At 68.5% G+C, this 14189-nt stretch carries 12 protein-coding genes and 1 tRNA gene; 9 read left to right on the forward strand and 4 right to left on the reverse strand.

The window, feature by feature from the left end:
• The first annotated feature begins 58 nt into the window (after positions 1–58).
• The 7 genes from BM228_RS20095 to BM228_RS20125 all read left to right on the forward strand — a co-directional run bounded on the left by BM228_RS20095 (position 59) and on the right by BM228_RS20125 (position 7135).
• Positions 59–685, forward strand: coding sequence for an ATP-dependent Clp protease proteolytic subunit (locus BM228_RS20095; protein WP_007567155.1), 627 nt, complete (start codon positions 59–61; stop codon positions 683–685).
• 184 nt (positions 686–869) lie between these two features.
• Positions 870–2141, forward strand: coding sequence for an ATP-dependent Clp protease ATP-binding subunit ClpX (gene clpX, locus BM228_RS20100; protein WP_007567156.1), 1272 nt, complete (start codon positions 870–872; stop codon positions 2139–2141).
• 248 nt (positions 2142–2389) lie between these two features.
• Positions 2390–4816, forward strand: a complete 2427-nt coding sequence (gene lon, locus BM228_RS20105; RefSeq protein ID WP_092043408.1) for an endopeptidase La — start codon at positions 2390–2392, stop codon at positions 4814–4816.
• A gap of 71 nt (positions 4817–4887) precedes the next feature.
• Positions 4888–5610, forward strand: a complete 723-nt coding sequence (locus BM228_RS20110; protein ID WP_092043410.1) for an aspartate/glutamate racemase family protein — start codon at positions 4888–4890, stop codon at positions 5608–5610.
• 49 nt (positions 5611–5659) lie between these two features.
• Positions 5660–5735: transfer RNA gene (locus BM228_RS20115), tRNA-Val, on the forward strand.
• A gap of 259 nt (positions 5736–5994) precedes the next feature.
• Positions 5995–6882 carry an acyltransferase gene (locus BM228_RS20120; protein ID WP_139234134.1) on the forward strand — a complete coding sequence of 296 codons (888 nt, stop codon included), beginning with the start codon at positions 5995–5997 and terminating at the stop codon, positions 6880–6882.
• Positions 6875–7135: a hypothetical protein gene (locus tag BM228_RS20125; RefSeq protein WP_092043413.1), complete on the forward strand. Its 261-nt coding sequence runs from the start codon at positions 6875–6877 to the stop codon at positions 7133–7135. Before BM228_RS20120 ends, BM228_RS20125 begins: the two co-directional genes overlap by 8 nt.
• Here the strand turns inward: BM228_RS20125 and BM228_RS20130 are convergent.
• The 3 genes from BM228_RS20130 to BM228_RS20140 form a co-directional block, all read right to left on the reverse strand.
• Positions 7132–8037, reverse strand: a complete 906-nt coding sequence (locus BM228_RS20130; RefSeq protein WP_092043414.1) for an alpha/beta fold hydrolase — start codon at positions 8035–8037, stop codon at positions 7132–7134. The genes BM228_RS20125 and BM228_RS20130 overlap by 4 nt on opposite strands.
• Positions 8038–9051: an SDR family oxidoreductase gene (locus tag BM228_RS20135; RefSeq protein ID WP_092043416.1), complete on the reverse strand. Its 1014-nt coding sequence runs from the start codon at positions 9049–9051 to the stop codon at positions 8038–8040.
• 136 nt (positions 9052–9187) lie between these two features.
• Positions 9188–10618, reverse strand: a complete 1431-nt coding sequence (locus BM228_RS20140; protein WP_092043495.1) for a mannose-1-phosphate guanylyltransferase/mannose-6-phosphate isomerase — start codon at positions 10616–10618, stop codon at positions 9188–9190.
• 158 nt (positions 10619–10776) lie between these two features.
• Here BM228_RS20140 and selA point away from each other — a divergent pair, with 158 nt between their 5' ends.
• Positions 10777–12234 (forward strand): L-seryl-tRNA(Sec) selenium transferase, encoded by a 1458-nt coding sequence (selA, locus tag BM228_RS20145; RefSeq protein ID WP_092043418.1) that lies wholly within the window; start codon positions 10777–10779, stop codon positions 12232–12234.
• A 114-nt stretch (positions 12235–12348) separates the two neighbouring features.
• The gene (locus BM228_RS20150; RefSeq protein ID WP_092043419.1) at positions 12349–12825 is read left to right on the forward strand and encodes a MarR family winged helix-turn-helix transcriptional regulator; all 477 of its coding nucleotides are present in this window, start codon (positions 12349–12351) and stop codon (positions 12823–12825) included.
• A 6-nt stretch (positions 12826–12831) separates the two neighbouring features.
• Here the strand turns inward: BM228_RS20150 and BM228_RS20155 are convergent, their stop codons facing one another.
• Positions 12832–14172 (reverse strand): pentapeptide repeat-containing protein, encoded by a 1341-nt coding sequence (locus BM228_RS20155; protein ID WP_092043421.1) that lies wholly within the window; start codon positions 14170–14172, stop codon positions 12832–12834.
• Positions 14173–14189 lie beyond the last annotated feature (17 nt).

Raw genomic sequence — 14189 nt, forward strand, 5'->3', positions numbered from 1 at the left:
ACATGCCCGGGCTGCCCTGATTCGCGGCAGCCCCGGGCCTCACTCTGGGCAGGACGAGATGAGAGATCCGATCGACGTCTACAACAACGCACTCGTGCCGATGGTCGTCGAGCAGTCGAGCCGCGGCGAGCGCGCCTTCGACATCTACTCCCGCCTCCTGCGCGAGCGCATCATCTTCCTCACCGGTCCCGTTGAGGATTACGGTGCGTCGCTGATCGTGGCGCAGCTGCTGTTTCTCGAGGCCGAGAACCCCAAGAAGGAAATTTCCTTCTATATCAATTCCCCCGGCGGCGTTGTGACCTCGGGCCTGTCGATCTACGACACGATGCAGTTCATCCGCTGCCCGGTGACGACCCTGTGCGTCGGCCAGGCCGCCTCGATGGGCTCGCTTCTGCTCACCGCCGGTGAGCCCGGGCACCGTTTCGCCCTGCCGAACGCCCGGATCATGGTCCACCAGCCCTCCGGCGGCTTCCAGGGCCAGGCCACCGACATCCTGATCCATGCCCGCGAGATCGAGGCGCTGAAGCGGCGCCTGAACGAGATCTACGTGAAGCATACCGGCCGTGACTACGCAGCCATTGAGAACGCGCTGGAGCGCGACAATTTCATGACAGCGGATGCGGCCAAGGAGTTCGGCCTCATCGACGAGGTCATCCAGAAGCGTCCCGAGCCCGCAGCCGCCTGAGGGTTGCGTCGCCTGACCGCCGCGGCGTGGCCTTGATCCCGCCGCGGCAGCGTGTTTGCATCCGATGACAGGGCCCATCGGTCAAAGGCGCGCAGCATACTGTTTCTTTAAACGGGCCCCCTTACGTTGAAGCGATGCGCGTGCGCCCTTAGCCGGCTGCGTACGCGACGAATCGGAGACCGATATGAGCAAGACTGGCGGCAACGACTCCAAGAGCACGCTGTATTGCTCGTTCTGCGGCAAGAGCCAGCACGAGGTCCGCAAGCTGATCGCCGGCCCGACCGTGTTCATCTGCGACGAGTGCGTCGAGCTGTGCATGGACATCATCCGCGAGGAGTCGAAATCCTCGCTGGTGAAGAGCCGCGATGGCGTCCCGACCCCGAAGGAGATCCGGCGGGTCCTCGACGATTACGTCATCGGCCAGGACTTCGCCAAGAAGGTCCTCTCGGTCGCGGTCCACAACCACTACAAGCGGCTCGCGCACGCGACGAAGCACAACGACGTCGAGTTGGCCAAGTCCAACATCATGCTGATCGGGCCGACCGGCTCGGGCAAGACCCTGCTCGCGCAGACCCTGGCCCGAATCCTCGACGTTCCGTTCACCATGGCGGACGCCACGACCCTGACCGAGGCCGGCTATGTCGGCGAGGATGTGGAAAACATCATCCTCAAGCTGCTCCAGGCCTCGGACTACAACGTCGAGCGGGCGCAGCGCGGCATCGTCTACATCGATGAGATCGACAAGATCTCCCGCAAGTCCGACAACCCGTCGATCACCCGCGACGTGTCCGGCGAGGGCGTGCAGCAGGCGCTCCTGAAGATCATGGAGGGCACGGTCGCCTCCGTGCCGCCGCAGGGCGGCCGCAAGCATCCGCAGCAGGAATTCCTGCAGGTCGACACCACCAACATCCTGTTCATCTGCGGCGGCGCCTTCGCGGGGCTGGAGCGGATCATTTCCCAGCGCGGCAAGGGCACCTCGATCGGCTTCGGCGCCAGCGTGCAGGCCCCGGACGACCGCCGCACCGGCGAGATCTTCCGCTCGGTGGAGCCCGAGGATCTGCTGAAGTTCGGCCTCATCCCCGAGTTCGTCGGCCGCCTGCCGGTCCTGGCGACTCTTGAGGATCTCGACGAAGCCGCGCTGAAGAAGATCCTTCAGGAGCCGAAGAACGCCCTGGTGAAGCAGTACCAGCGGCTGTTCGAGATGGAGAATGTCGACCTGACGTTCCAGGACGATGCGCTGTCGCTGGTCGCCCGCAAGGCGATCGAGCGGAAGACCGGCGCCCGCGGCCTGCGCTCGATCCTGGAGACGATCCTGCTCGACACGATGTACGATCTGCCGGGTCTCGAATCCGTGGAACAGGTTGTGATCGGTCCCGAGGTGGTCGAGGGCAAATCGCGCCCGCTCTACATCCACGGCGACCGCAACAAGGAAGCGCCCGCCAGCGTAAGCGCGTAAGCGCTTGGTAGGGTTGCGTTAAGCGCCCGGCTCCGGCCGGGCGCGCCGCGGGGAACATCTTGAAAACGCTGCCCCCCGCAGCCACCTCAGGCTCATCGCGGTGGCCGCTCGCTCCTTCGAGGAACGGTCCGCGTCGCCAGCCGCAAAGTTCACGTCCATCCCGACCCTCGCGGCCCGGTCGGCCCCTGGCAGTCGGTTCGCCCCATCGTTGGGGGACCGAAGCTGGGCGTCCCTGAGAGGAAGTCACCATGACACAATCGAAATCGCGCCAGCCGGTCGTCCCGGGCTCGACGGGTTCCTACGCCGTTCTCCCCCTGCGCGACATCGTCGTTTTCCCGCACATGATCGTGCCCCTGTTCGTCGGTCGCGAGAAGTCGATCCGCGCCCTTGAAGAGGCCGTGCGCACCGATCGCCACATCCTGCTCGCCACCCAGATCAATGCGGGCGACGACGATCCGGCCACCGACGCGATCTACAAGATCGGAACGCTCGCTTCCGTGCTGCAGCTTCTGAAGCTGCCCGACGGCACCGTGAAGGTGCTGGTCGAGGGCATCGGCCGCGCCAAGGTGACGGGCTTCACCCGCTCCGACGAATATTATGAGGCCACCGCCGAGGCCCTGCACGACGAGCTCGGCGACCGCGTCGAGGCGGAGGCGCTCGCGCGCTCGGTGCTCTCGGAGTTCGAGAACTACGTCAAGCTCAACAAGAAGATCTCCCCCGAGGTCGTCTCGGCCGTGACCCAGATCGACGAGCCGTCGAAGCTCGCCGACACGATCGGCTCGCACCTGCTGGTCAAGATCTCCGACAAGCAGGGCATCCTGGAGACGCCCACGGTGGCGCAGCGCCTCGAGCGCGTGCTGTCGCTGATGGAGAGCGAGATCTCCGTGCTCCAGGTGGAGAAGCGCATCCGGACCCGCGTCAAGCGGCAGATGGAGAAGACCCAGCGCGAGTACTACCTCAACGAGCAGATGAAGGCGATCCAGAAGGAGCTGGGCGACTCTGAGGACGGCCGCGATGAGCTGGCCGAGCTCGAGGAGAAGATCGAGAAGACCAAGTTCACCAAGGAGGCCCGCGACAAGGCTACTGCCGAGCTGAAGAAGCTCCGGCAGATGTCGCCGATGTCCGCCGAGGCGACGGTGGTGCGCAACTACCTGGACTGGATGCTCGGCATCCCGTGGGGCAAGCGCTCGAAGATCAAGAAGGATCTGCTCGGCGCCCAGGTCCTGCTGGACAACGACCATTTCGGCCTGGACAAGGTCAAGGAGCGGATCGTCGAGTACCTCGCCGTGCAGCAGCGGGCGAACAAGCTCACCGGCCCGATCCTGTGCCTCGTTGGCCCTCCCGGCGTCGGCAAGACCTCGCTCGGCAAGTCCATCGCCAAGGCGACGGGTCGCGAGTTCGTGCGTATGTCGCTCGGCGGCGTGCGTGACGAGGCTGAGATCCGCGGTCACCGCCGGACTTATATCGGCTCGATGCCGGGCAAGATCGTCCAGTCGATGCGCAAGGCCAAGACCTCGAACCCGCTCATCCTGCTCGACGAGATCGACAAGATGGGCATGGATTTCCGCGGCGATCCGTCGGCGGCGCTCCTCGAGGTGCTCGACCCTGAGCAGAACAGCACCTTCAACGACCACTACCTGGAGGTGGACTACGACCTCTCGAACGTGATGTTCGTGACCACGGCTAACACCCTCAACATCCCCGGCCCGCTCATGGACCGGATGGAGGTGATCCGCATCGCCGGATACACCGAGGAGGAGAAGGTCGAGATCGCGCGCAAGCACCTGATCCCGAATGCCTTGAAGAAGCATGGCCTCGGGACCCACGAGTGGTCGATCGACGACGACGGGTTGATGATGCTGGTCCGCCGCTACACGCGGGAAGCCGGCGTCCGTAACTTGGAGCGCGAGCTGTCCAACTTGATCCGCAAGGCGGTGAAGGAGATCCTGATCACCAAGACCAAGTCGGTCGCAGTGAATGTGGAAACCCTTCCGGTCTTCCTCGGCCCGCCGAAGTTCCGCTACGGCGAGATCGACGCGGACGATCAGGTCGGCGTGGTCACGGGTCTGGCCTGGACCGAGGTCGGCGGCGAGTTGCTGACGATCGAGGGTGTCATGATGCCCGGCAAGGGCAAGATGACCGTCACGGGCAACCTGAAGGATGTGATGAAGGAGTCGATCTCGGCGGCCGCATCCTATGTGCGCTCGCGGGCGATCGATTTCGGGATCGAGCCGCCGCTGTTCGAGCGTCGCGACATCCACGTCCACGTGCCGGAGGGGGCGACCCCGAAGGACGGCCCGTCCGCCGGCATCGCCATGGCCACCGCCATCGTCTCGACGCTGACCGGCATCGCTGTCCGCCGCGACATTGCCATGACTGGCGAGGTGACGCTCCGCGGTCGGGTCCTTCCGATCGGCGGCCTGAAGGAGAAGCTGCTCGCCGCTCTGCGCGGTGGCATCAAGACGGTGCTGATCCCCGAGGAGAACGCCAAGGACATCGCCGAGGTGCCCGACAGCGTGAAGAACGGACTGGAGATCATCCCGGTCTCCCGGATGGATCAGGTGCTGGAGAAGGCCCTGGTGCGTGCGCCGGTCGCCATCGAGTGGGAAGAGCCTCTGCCGGTGGCCAAGCCCGCCCGGACCGAAGAGGACGGCGCGGCGTTCATCGCCCACTGACCGTCCCCGTGACGTGACGACAACAGCCCCCGGAGCCCGGCTCCGGGGGCTTTTTCGTGGGAGGTCCGTCGATGCGCATCCTGCTGATCAACCCCAACACGAGCCAGACTGTCACCGACCTCGTCGCCGGGCATGTGCGTCGGCAGATCGGTGATCGGGCGGAGCTGCTGGCTGTGACTGGCCGTTTCGGCGCCCGCTACATCGCGAGCCGTGCGGCCTCGGCCATCGCCGGCCATGCCGCTCTCGACGCCCTGGCCGAGCACGGCAACGGATGCGATGCGGTCTATCTTGCCTGCTTCGGCGATCCCGGCCTGCTCGCCCTGCGGGAGCTGTCCCCGGTGCCAGTGATCGGCATGGCCGAGGCGGCCTGCCATGAAGCCGCCACCGCGGGCCGATTCGGCATCGTGACCGGCGGCGCGGCCTGGGAGCCGATGCTCCGGAAATTCGTCGGCACGCTCGGCCTATCCGATCGCCTCGCAGCGATCACCACGGTCGCCCCGAGCGGCGGCGCCATCGCCGAAGACCCGGACCGTGCCCTCGCCGCCCTGGCGCAGGCCTGCCGCGACTGCCACGAAGCCGGCGCGGCGACGGTAATCCTCGGCGGTGCCGGCCTCGCAGGCCTCGCCCAGCGCCTCGCCCCGCAGGTCCCGTGCCCGCTGATCTGCTCGGTTGAAGCCGGCACCCGCGCAGTCCTGGCCGCCGCGGCCGCTCCTCCAGAGCTGACGGCGCGCCCGAACCCCATGGAGAGCATCGGCCTCGCGCCCACGCTCGCCCGCCGGCTGGCCGAGCCCTGACGGAGCCCTCTTGCCTCACACCGACCCCATGCCGTAACGGTCGGCCGCCGGGCGGTTAGCTCAGTTGGTAGAGCGTCTCCTTTACACGGAGAGGGTCGGGGGTTCGAGTCCCTCACCGCCCACCAGGACTGACCAAGGTCTGGGTCGGGTCTTCACGTTCGGGCGGTTCCCTCACCGCCAATATTTCCCGCGTGCCTCGGGTGGTGTCGCGCATCGTGGGAAAGAATCCCGTCGGTTCGCGGAAGGGCGAGCCGGTCATCGGCAAGCGCGCATCTGGATCCGGTAGGCGGCGCGCGCGTCAGCCCTAGCCTAGATGTCAGCGGTCGATCCGCGCTGCCCTCACACTACATACCCACGTCTGCGTGATGTGCCCGGAGATATGGTGTGCCTGTGCGTCTGCTGAACAACGGCAACAACAAGATCCAGATCGCGCAGGATTTTTTGGACAAGTCCGATGGGACGATCACCATCAACGGTGACGGCAGCCATGTGCTGATCGGGGATGGGGCCAACGCGTTCGAGCGGATGTCGCTCACCTGCGGGCCGAGCTCTACCGTCCATATCGGGCACGGCGTGCGCTTGGCCTCCGTGCAGATCTATGTCTGCCCGCATTCCAAGCTCTTGATCGGGCATCACAGCGCGTTTGCCAACGAGGGCCAGGTCTACGTCCATGAGACGAAGCCGATCACGATTGGGCACAATTGCCTGATCTCGGAGGGCGTCAATTTCTGGGTGAGTGACGCCCATTCGATCATCGATCTGGATTCCGGCCGGCGGATCAACCCGTCCCGGCCGATCCATGTCGGCCACCGGGTCTGGCTCGGCCGCAATGTCAGCGTGTTCAAGGGCGCGCATATCGGCGACGGCGCGATCATCGGGGCCCAGTCGATCGTCAGCGGCGTGATCCCGGGCAACACCCTGGCCTACGGGTCGCCCGCCCGGGTCGTGCGCGAGAACGTCAGCTGGGACATCAACCTGCTCCCCGATGACGGGTCCGATCCCGTCCTGTCACGCGAGAGGCCGCGACCGGCCGATGGCTCGGCCCGGGGGGCAGAGGGTCGGCTCGCCCTGGCCGAGGCGAACTACCGGACGGAGGCTGTCCAGACCGTGCTGGCGGCGGTCCTCGCCTGTCAAAGCTGGCGCGGCTTGGACCGCAAGAAATTCCGGCGGTTGATCGGTGAGGCGAGCAGCGCGATCCCCGATGAGGGACCGGCCTCGGTGCAGCACGCGGTCCTGCTTGCCGAAGCCCGCAAGGTCCTGTGGCTTGGGTGAGCGCCCCTCCGCCCCGTCGGTTCACTATGTCGGCTTCCGGGACGACCGCTACTGGAACGCGGTCCGCATTTTCGGCGGCCCGCGGGTGATCCATCGGCGCTGGGATTTCTACGCGAGCCGCGATGTCGGGCCGGGGGACGTGGTGATCTTCGCCGAGGGCGACGAGACGCAGCCGCTCGCCGATCGCAACGCCACCGATATCGACGAGCGCTGGCTGCCCGGGCCGCCTCCGGATCCGTGCGGAGACGACTAGCGCCCGATCGACAGGGCCGCCCTTACGACCGCGTCGGTGTGGAGATGGGGGAACATGTGGCCGGCCCCGGGCAGCATCTCCAGCGTCGCCGTCGGGATCATCCGGGCGGCCGCGGCCCCGTGGAGGTAGGAATTCACTACGATGTCGGCGCCGCCGCACAGGATGCGGGTGGGGACCCGGAGGCTGGAATAGCGCATTGCGCTGCGGGTGAGCGCCGGCCAGAGCCAGCCGGCATCCTCGCCCTCGGCGGTGATCTGCGCGGCACGGCCCGCGAGGGCGAACGGGAAGTTCTGGCGGAAGCGCTGCGGCATCGTCTGGGGCAGGAACATCGCGTTCCAGAGCAGCGGCAGCAGAGCCGGATCGCTCGACGCGTGCAAGATCCGGGTCAGGACATCGCCGCCCAGCGGCAGCGCCCGCGGCCCGAACAGCAGATGCTCCAGGCGCAGTTCCGGGAAGCAGACCGGTGCCAGGGAGACGATCCCGGCGATCTCGTCCGGGTAGAGCATCCCGTAGGCCAGCGCGACCGCACCGCCGAACGAGTGGCCGAGGATCACCGGCCGCTCCAGGCCGAGCTGTTGGATCGCTTCCCGGATACACGCGGCCTGATCCCAGATGTCGGCGGCGCGCCCGCGCGGCCGCAGGCTGAACCCATGGCCGGGGCGGTCGACGGCGACCACCCGGAAATGCTCGGCCAAGGCCGGCACCGGCCCGAGCCATTGATCTTCCAGGCACATCAGCGTGCCGTGGATCGCCACGAGATCCGGGCCAGAGCCCGTCTCGGCATACGCGATGGTCCGGTCGTCCGGCAGATGGACGAACCGGCGCGGAACGATGCGGGGATCGGCCTGCTCACCCGGTGTCGGATGGGCCGGCCCCGGGAGGGAGCGCGCAGCGAGGGCCAATTACAGGCGCTTCCTGCGGGCCGGAGCGGTCCCAATCAGGGTCAGGGCCGCCACTGTGCCGACCCCGAGGAGCCCGGCCGCCGTCGCCAGCGGGTGGAGGCTCGCCCGGGTATAGGCGCTGGTGCGCATCACGTAGACGGGCGGGTCGCCGCGGGTGACGCCGGCCGGGACCGGCGCGTGCAGGGCGCCCGCCGGGTCGCGGGGCGGGATCCCGCGCTTCTGCATCGCGATGATCGCCGGGCCCATGTGATCGTAGGCGCCCGGGGCGAATTCCTTGCCGGCGACGAAGGCCTTGCCGGCGCCACCGACGAAGATGTCGCGCTGCGGATGCACGGCAGCGTGCAGGATCGCGTTGGCGACCTCCTCGGGGGGGTAGATCGGCGGCGGCAGGCTCGGCTCCCGGTCCATGTAGTTGCGGGCGCGCTGCGGCAGGGGCGTGTCGATCGAGGCCGGCTTGACCAGCGTCACCGAGATCGGCGCATCCTCGACCATCAGCTCCATGCGCAGGGCCTCGGTGAAGCCTTTCACCGCGTGCTTCGAGGCCGCGTACATGCCCTGGAATGGGAAGGCGAGGTCGGAGGCGATGCTGCCGACATTGATCAGCGCGCCACCCTGCTCGTGCAGGTGTTCCACGGCGACGAGCGACCCGTAGATCGTGCCCCAGAGATTGGTCTGAATCAGGCGCTGATGGTCTTCATCGCTGATTTCACGCAGGCGGCCGTAGATCGAGGCGCCCGCGACATTGACCCAGGTGTCGAAGCCACCGAACGTGGCGATCGCCCGGTCGGCAACCGCCTGGACGTCGGCGCGGTTGCCGACATCGGCGACCACATGGAGCGCCTTGCCGCCGACGCCTTCGATCTCGGCCTGGATCTTGGCCAGAGCATCGCCGCTGCGCGCGGCCAGCACGACCCGGGCGCCGCGCTCCGCCGCCATCCGGGCGGTCGCGAGGCCGATCCCGGACGATGCGCCGGTGATCACCACGACCTGCTCGCTGAGCGGCTTATGCTTCATCGGTCTTCCCCACATCCGCGATCGGGCGACCGGCCACGGGGCCGGCGCATTCACGCTCAGAGGGTTAGTCGCCCGGCAGCCCGCATGGTTCCGAAGCGGCGGGGGGCGATCACGTCGCAGGCGCCGTCGGGGGATCTCAGCGCCCGTAGATATCCTCGACGCGGATGATGTCGTCCTCGCCGGTGTACGAGCCGACCTGGACCTCGATCAGCTCCAGCGGGATCTTGCCGGGATTGTTCAGCCGGTGCATCGACCCGATCGGCAGATACACCGCCTCGTTCTCGTGGACGAGCACCACCCGCTCGTCCACCGTCACCTCCGCGGTGCCGCGCACCACCACCCAGTGCTCCGCCCGGTGGTAGTGCTTCTGCAGCGACAGACGTCCCCCCGGCACGACCTGGATCCGCTTCACCTGGAAGCGCTCGCCGATGTCGATCCGCTGGTACCACCCCCACGGCCGGTACATCCGCAGATGCGCGTCCGCCTCCGGCTCGCCGGACGCCCGCAGGGCGTTGACCAGCTGCTTGACCTCCCCCGAGCGCGCTTTCGACGCCACCAGCACCGCGTCCGGCGTCGAGACCACGACGACATCCTCCAGACCCACCACCGCGGTCAGGCCCTCGCCCTGGCTGTGCACCAGGCTGTTCTTCGTGCCGATCAGCGACACCCGGCCCCGCACCGCGTTGCCCTCGGCATCGTGGTCCAGCACCTGCCAGACCGCGTCCCAGGTCCCGACATCCGACCACGGGAACGACACCGGCAGAACCCCGGCCCGCGCCGTCCGCTCCATCACCGCGTAGTCGATCGATGTCTTCGGCGCCCGGGCGAAGGCCTCGCCGTCGAGCCGGACGAAGTCGAGGTCCGTCACGGCCGCATCGAGGGCGGCGCGGGCGGCGTCGAGGACGTCGGGTACGAAGGCTTCGAGCTCGGCCAGCATCAGGTCGGCGCGGAACAGGAAGTAGCCCGAGTTCCACAAAGCCCCGTCCGCGATCAGCGCCTCGGCGCCGGCCCGATCCGGCTTCTCCACGAACTTTTCCACCCGCGCGGCGCCCTGCGCCTCGGGGATCGGGGCGCCGCGCCGGATGTAGCCGTAATCCGAGGCCGGGCGGGTCGGCTCGATGCCGAGCGTCATGGTGTAGCCGGCCCGCGCGCCGATGGCGGCGGCCTTGACGGCGTCGACGAAGGCCTGCGTGTCCGGCACGACGTGGTCGGCGGCCATGATCAGCACCACGGCCTGCGGGTCGATCGCGGCGGCGTGCAGCGCCGCCACCGCCACCGCGGCGGCGCTGTCGCGCCCTTGCGGTTCGAGCACGATGTCGGCGGCGATCCCGCACTGGCCGCACTGCTCGGCGACGATGAACCGGGCCTCGGCCGAGGCGATCACGGTGGGCTTGGCGAACACGGACGCGTCGGCGACGCGCTCCAGGCTGGCCTGGAAGGTCGAGGTTTTCGCGTCCACCAGCCGGGCGAACTGCTTGGGCATGCTCTCCCGCGACGCCGGCCACAGACGCGTCCCCGTGCCACCGCACAGGATCATGGGATGGATGACGATGTCGGATCGGGACATGGGCGGCGTCTCCCGCGGGTCGGCGATGGATGCGGGGCCGGCCGCTTCATTCACCGGGAGCCCTTAAACTTAGGCCGCTCCGGTGCCAATCCTGCGGGGATCGCGCGCGCCGCGCCGGGCTGGTCCCGGGCGCGGCGATCGTTATCTCTCAGCGGCACATGACAGACTCAGCGCCCGCACGCCCGACTCTCGACGACGCCACGCAGGCCCCACGCCGGATTCCTTCGGTGGAACGTCTCGTCGGCGGGGCATCAGAAGAAGTCCTCACCACCTATGGGCGCACGGCCGTCACGGAGGCGGTGCGCACCATCCTCGCCGAGATCCGCGTGCAGGGCGGCCCGGTGCCGGACGAGGCGGCGATCCGGTCTGCGGTGGCCAAAAAACTCGCGGCGGAACGGCGTCCGTCCCTTCAGCCGGTCTTCAACCTCACCGGCACGGTTCTGCACACCAATCTCGGCCGCGCGCTCCTGCCGCGCTCGGCCGCCGAGGCCGTGGCCGCCGTGATGGTCCAGGCGAGCAACCTCGAATTCGATCTCGCCACCGGCGCCCGGGGCGAGCGCGACGACCATGTGGAAGGACTGATCTGCCGCCTGACCGGGGCCGAGGCTGCGGTCGTCGTCAACAACAACGCCGCCGCGGTCCTGCTGGTGCTGAACGCGCTCGCCATGCGCAGGGAGGTGGTGGTCTCGCGCGGCGAGCTTGTGGAGATCGGCGGCTCGTTCCGCGTGCCCGACGTGATGGCCCGGGCCGGCTGCCGGCTGCGGGAGGTCGGCACCACCAACCGCACCCATCTGCGCGACTTCGCCGAGGCGCTCGGGCCCCGCACCGGCCTCGTCATGAAGGTGCATCCGAGCAATTACGCGATCACCGGCTTCACCGCCGAGGCGGAGCCGATGGCGCTCCACGCCCTCTGCCAGGAGCACGGCGTCCCCCTGGCGGAGGATCTCGGCAGCGGTAGCCTGGTCGACCTCGCCGCCTACGGCCTGCCGCCCGAGCCCACCGTTCGGGCGGCCCTGGCGCGGGCGGATGTCGTGACCTTCAGCGGCGACAAGTTGCTCGGCGCGGTCCAGTGCGGGATCGTGGCCGGGCGCAAGGACCTGATCGCCCGGGTGCGCAAGAACCCGCTGAAGCGGGCGCTGCGGGTCGACAAGATGACCTACGCGGCCCTGGAGGCGGTGCTGCGGCTCTATCTCCACCCCGAGCAGCTGGCCGAGGAACTGCCGACCCTGCGCCTGCTCACCCGCCCGCAGGCGGCGATCGACGCGCAGGCCCACGCCCTCGTCCCGGCAATCGCGGAGCATCTGTCCGGCTGGGCCACGGTCTCGGTGGCGGAGTGCATCAGCCAGATCGGCTCCGGCGCGCTGCCGGTGGAGACCCTGCCCAGCGCCGCCGTGGTGCTGACGCCGGATGGGGAGGGCGGGCGCCGCGGCGCCGGGGGCCGCTGCAAGCGCCTGGCCGAACGCCTGCGCGGATTGCCGGTGCCCGTGATCGGCCGCATCAGCGACGACGCGATCGTGCTCGACTTGCGTACGCTGGAGGACGAAGCTGGCTTCCTGGACAGCCTATCGCACTTGTCATCGCCAAATGACGGAGCGCCGGGGCGCCGCGCTTGTTGAGAAAGCGTGGGTCGAGCAAGCGCTTGCACGCCTATCGAGCGTGTTATGCTAGGATGACCAACCCGCGGTCGCGGTGCGAGACGAGCGGCACCCGGACCGCGATGGGCGAGCAACATGTCGTATTCAGTAGACACGGTCGAGACGGAGCAGGTGACGGATCCGCTCCTGCTCGATAACCAGCTGTGCTACGCGCTCTACGCTGCCGCGCACCGGATGACGAAGTCTTACCGGCCGCTGCTGGAACGGCTCGGCCTGACCTATCCGCAATATCTGGTTCTGCTGGTGCTGTGGGAGCAGGACGGCGTGACGGTCTCGGAGATCGGGCGTCGACTGCGGCTCGATTCCGGCACGCTTACGCCGGTGCTGAAGCGGCTGGAGAGCGCGGGGTTTCTGGTCCGGACCCGGCGTCAGTCGGACGAGCGCGAGGTCGAGATCGCGCTGACGCCGCAGGGCGCGGCCCTGCGGGCGGACGCCGTCACGGTGCGCGAGAGCGTGATGTGCCAGCTGGAACTCAGCGAGCCGGAGATCCAGGCCCTGCGCAAGGATCTCGGAATCCTGATCGAGCGGCTGAACGGCAGCGGGACCGACTGACGGATTTCACCGGCGCAGCCGGTTGCCCAGCACGAAGCCGTAGAGCCCCATCAGAATGATGCCGACCGCGCCCTCCAGGCCGACCAGTAGGTTGGTCACTCGCCCGGTCGGCTTGAGGCCGATCTCCGGCGGGTTGGCGGTCATCATGTTGAGCGCGCTGTAGCTCATCAGGTCGATGGGATTGTAGGTCGGGCCCGCCTCGGGGCCCTCCGTCACGTAGAGGCCGCCGGTGAGCCCGTAGAGGCCAGCGAACACGACGATCAGCAGCGCGAAGGCCCGGGCGATGCGCGACAGGCTCTCGCCGTAATCGCACAGCCACTCGACGAAGCGGTCGGCGCTCCAGCGATAGCCGTAGCCCAGCACCCCGGCCCAGTCCCGCCGGTCCCAGGCCGCGCGCGCCTGCTGTCCGGCATGGAAGCGGCCCATCCGGCGGCCACGCTTGTAGGCCCAGCTCGCCGCATCGTGGCTGCCGATGCTCTTCCAGTTCTGCTCCAGGGCGAGGTAGCTGGCCTGCGCCAGCTCGTAAGCACCCGCCACCTCTTCGCCCACGGCGCCGCCGAGCTGCTCGACGCTCATCCGGGTGCCGTTGAGCCAGGCGCCGGCGAAGCGGGCGTGCCGCAGCCGGCAGGTGGCGAGGTTGAGCCGGACGAGGTCGGTATCCGACAGGTCGGCGCCGGACAGGTCGGCACCGTCGAGCTTCGCCCCGGTGAACTTGGCGCCGCGCAGGCGCGAGCCCGCCAGGGACGCCTTAGTCAGGCTCGCGCCCTCGAAATCGGCATGGGTCAGGTTGGCGTCGGCGAGCTTGGCTTCGTCGAGCCGTGCGTCCCGGAACACGGTGTCGTCGGCGTCCGCGCCGGAGAAATTCGCGCCCCAGAGATCCGCTTCGGCGAAATTCGCCCCGTCGAGCAGCGCCCCCGACAGATCGGCGAAGCGCATGGCGGCCTGCCCGAAGCGAGCATCCTCCAGCATCGCTTCGGCAAACCTGACCTGGCCCGCCACGATGCCGCTGAAATCCGCCCCCGACAGGTCGGCCTCGGACAGGTCGGCCTCTTCCAGGATCGCCCCGATGAACCGGGTCGAGCGCCCGACCGCCCCGGTGAGGCTTGCCCGGCGCAGATTCGCGCCGGACAGGTCGGCCTCCTCCATGCGGGCGCGGGACAGGTCCGCACCCGCCAGGGGAAGGCCACCGGATTCGGCATCGGCCGGCGCCACGGTGGCCAGCGCCGTGCTGCTGGCATCCACATGCGCGAGGTCGAGGCCCGGCTCGCGGACGGGCGTACCCGCCGCGATCAGGTCCAGGAGACCGCGCAGGCGCGGCTCCACGTCTCGGGGCGTGACCTGATCCATCCAGGCTCTTTGCCGGA

It is taken from the genome of Methylobacterium pseudosasicola, from assembly GCF_900114535.1.
Lineage (GTDB): Bacteria > Pseudomonadota > Alphaproteobacteria > Rhizobiales > Beijerinckiaceae > Methylobacterium > Methylobacterium pseudosasicola.

Excerpts from the sequence above, each read along its gene's own strand:
- BM228_RS20095 (WP_007567155.1), top strand. The coding sequence starts at position 59 with ATGAGAGATCCGATCGACGTCTACAACAACGCACTCGTGCCGATGGTC.
- clpX (WP_007567156.1), top strand. The coding sequence starts at position 870 with ATGAGCAAGACTGGCGGCAACGACTCCAAGAGCACGCTGTATTGCTCG.
- lon (WP_092043408.1), top strand. The coding sequence starts at position 2,390 with ATGACACAATCGAAATCGCGCCAGCCGGTCGTCCCGGGCTCGACGGGT.
- BM228_RS20110 (WP_092043410.1), top strand. The coding sequence starts at position 4,888 with ATGCGCATCCTGCTGATCAACCCCAACACGAGCCAGACTGTCACCGAC.
- BM228_RS20135 (WP_092043416.1), bottom strand. The coding sequence starts at position 9,051 with ATGAAGCATAAGCCGCTCAGCGAGCAGGTCGTGGTGATCACCGGCGCA.
- BM228_RS20140 (WP_092043495.1), bottom strand. The coding sequence starts at position 10,618 with ATGTCCCGATCCGACATCGTCATCCATCCCATGATCCTGTGCGGTGGC.
- selA (WP_092043418.1), top strand. The coding sequence starts at position 10,777 with ATGACAGACTCAGCGCCCGCACGCCCGACTCTCGACGACGCCACGCAG.
- BM228_RS20150 (WP_092043419.1), top strand. The coding sequence starts at position 12,349 with ATGTCGTATTCAGTAGACACGGTCGAGACGGAGCAGGTGACGGATCCG.
- BM228_RS20155 (WP_092043421.1), bottom strand. The coding sequence starts at position 14,172 with ATGGATCAGGTCACGCCCCGAGACGTGGAGCCGCGCCTGCGCGGTCTC.